A 3,166-nucleotide genomic window follows, 5' to 3' on the forward strand; every position below is an offset into this window, starting at 1 on the left:
AAAAAACCACCTTATACAGGTGGTTTTTCATATCATATAAGTTATAAATTTTTATTTTTTTTATATATTCCAATATTCACATATCAAATAAATAAAAAAAATAAAAATCTGGTAGTACCTACTTTCCCCCCTAAAGAGTATCATCGGCGAATTAAGGCTTGACTTCTAGGTTCGGTATGGAACTAGGTATTTCCCTTAATCTATGACTACCAGAATTTATATTTTATATAATAAATAATAACACAAAAGGCTACGCCTAAGGTGAGAAAAGATAAGACTGTGGAGCTATTAGTAGCGCTCGGCTGAATACATTACTGCACTTACACCTACGCCCTATCAACCAGGTAGTCTTCCTGGACTCCAATGGGAGACCTCATCTCAGAGCTGGTTTCCCGCTTAGATGCTTTCAGCGGTTATCCGTTCCGAACATAGCTACTCAGCATTCTACCGTTGGCACGATAACTGATACACTAGCGGTTCGTTCATTCCGGTCCTCTCGTACTAGGAACAAATCTCTTCAAGTCTCCGAACGCCTGCAGCGGATAGGGACCGTACTGTCTCACGACGTACTGAACCCAGCTCGCGTACCGCTTTAATGGGCGAACAGACCAACCCTTGGGACCTTCTACAGCCCCAGGATGCGATGAGCCGACATCGAGGTAGCAAACCTTCTCGTCGATGTGAACTCTTGGAGAAGATTACTCTGTTATCCCCGGGGTACCTTTTATCCGTTGAGCGATGGCACTTCCACTCGCAACCACCGGATCACTAAGCCCGACTTTCGTCCCAGCTCGACTTGTCAGTCTCACTGTCAAGCTCCCTTATACCTTTACGCTTACATCTCGATTTCCGACCGAGATAAGGGAACCTTTGGGCGCCTCCGTTACTCTTTAGGAGGCGACCGCCCCAGTCAAACTGCCCACCAGACACTGTCCGCTTCAAACTTTAGAATGAATGCGTTAGAAACCCAATATAACAAGGGTGGTATCTCAAGGACGACTCCACTTAACTGGCGTTAAACTTCATAGTCTCCCACCTATCCTGCACATATTATACCGAGCATCAATGCCAAGCTACAGTAAAGGTCCACGGGGTCTTTCTGTCCTGCTGCAGGTAGTTGGCATCTTGACCAACCATGCAATTTCACCGAGCCCCAGGCCGAGACAGCGTTCAAATCGTTATACCATTCATGCGCGTCGGAACTTACCCGACAAGGAATTTCGCTACCTTAGGACCGTTATAGTTACGGCCGCCGTTTACTGGGGCTTCAATTCAAAGCTTCGCTTACGCTAACCTCTCCTCTTAACCTTCCAGCACTGGGCAGGCTTCAGACCATATACTTCCACTTGCGTGTTTGCATAGTCCTGTGTTTTAGGTAAACAGTCGCTTGAACCTCTTTACTGCGACCAGCTTTCACTGGCACTCCTTCTCCCGAAGTTACGGAGCAATTTTGCAGAGTTCCTTAGCCTGAGTTATCTCGTGCGCCTTAGGATATTCTCCCCACCCACCTGTGTCGGTTTGAGTACGGTCACCACTAGGTTAACTGTTTCGGGACTATTTCTTGGCAGAAAACTCCATAGACTTCCCCCCGCCTAAACGGGTCTCGCTCCATGCTCGGATTATACGAAACTTACATAACGACTCCTCACATCTTCGACGAACTATTCCAACAGTCCGCTCTATGCCATCCTCCACGTCATCCCAACAAACCTAGCACTGGCTTCTGAATTTCAACAGAATTCCCATCGCTTACGCCTTTCGGCTTGGACTTAGGGGCCGGCTAACCCAGGGTTGACTAGCATTGCCCTGGAAACCTTGGGTTTTCGGCGGACGGGTTTTTCACCCGTCTTTTCGTGTACTTATGCCCACATTCTCACTTGTATATACTCCACAATCCTTTCCAAGACTGCTTCGTCGCGTATACAACGCTTTCCTACCACTCTTTCGAGTCCACGACTTCGGTACTATGTTTAGTCCCATTCATTTGTGGCGCAGGGCATCTCGACCGGTGAGCTATTACGCACTCTTTAAATGATGGCTGCTTCTAAGCCAACATACCGGCTGTCCAAGACCCCCCACCTCCTTTACCACTTAACATAGTTTAGGGACCTTAATCGATGGTCTGGGTTGTTTCCCTTTCGTCCACGAAGCTTATCCCCCGTAGACTCACTCCCATCCTGACCACGCACGTATTCGGAGTTTGGTACGGTTTGGTAATACTAGGTACCCCTAGCCGTTCCAGTAGCTCTACCCCATGCGCTTATAGATAAGGCTGCACCTCAATGCATTTCGGAAAGAACCAGCTATCGCCGAGTTCGTTTGGCCTTTCACCCCTTACCACAAGTCTTCCGAACACTTTTCAACGTATACCGGTTCGAGCCTCCACTCCATGTTACTGGAGCTTCACTCTGCTCATGGTAAGCTCACTCGGCTTCGGGTCTATATATGACAACTATACGCCCTATTCAGACTCGCTTTCGCTTCGGCTTCCCAGCTGAACTGGTTAACCTCGCTGCCACACATAACTCGCGGGCTCATGCTTCAATAGGCACGCCGTCACCACCCTAAGATGGCTCCGACTGCTTGTAAGTCAGTAGTTTCAGGTTCTTTTCACTCCCCTATCAGGGGTTCTTTTCATCTTTCCCTCACGGTACTTGTTCACTATCGGTCACTAGATATATTTAGCCTTGGAGTGTGGTCACCCCAGATTCCCACAAAATTTCCCGGATTCCGTGGTACTCAGGATACGTTTAAGCTCTCGTCAATTTCGTGTACAGGACTATCACCCTCTTCGGTTCATCTTCCCAGATGATTCCACTACCAACTTAAGTCCCGTTATAACGTCCTACAACCCCTAAAAGTATACTCTTAGGTTTGGGCTTCTCCCCTTTCGCTCGCCGCTACTCAGGGAATCTCATTCGATTTCTCTTCCTCCAGCTACTAAGATGTTTCAATTCGCTGGGTGTGCTCTCACATCGTGAGTGACGAAACATTACTCTCGCCGGGTTCCCCCATTCGGATATCTACGGATCAAAGCCTCTTTGCAACTCCCCGTAGCTTTTCGCAGCTTTTCACGTCCTTCATCGCTATCTAGTGCCTAGACATCCCCTATCTGACCCTTACTCTCTTATCTTTTCTCACCTCAGTGTGCCTTTCTTAAACATAA

2 rRNA genes are annotated in these 3,166 nt (G+C 47.8%); both read right to left on the reverse strand.

The annotated features are described in order from the left end of the window. Nucleotides 1-106 precede the first annotated feature (106 nt). Nucleotides 107-214: ribosomal RNA gene (gene rrf, locus KFW21_06915) — 5S ribosomal RNA — on the reverse strand. A gap of 53 nt (nucleotides 215-267) precedes the next feature. Then, nucleotides 268-3,133 (reverse strand): 23S ribosomal RNA (locus tag KFW21_06920). Nucleotides 3,134-3,166: the final 33 nt, after the last annotated feature.

Source organism: Spirochaetota bacterium, from assembly GCA_030154445.1.
Lineage (GTDB): Bacteria > Spirochaetota > Brevinematia > Brevinematales > Brevinemataceae > Brevinema_A.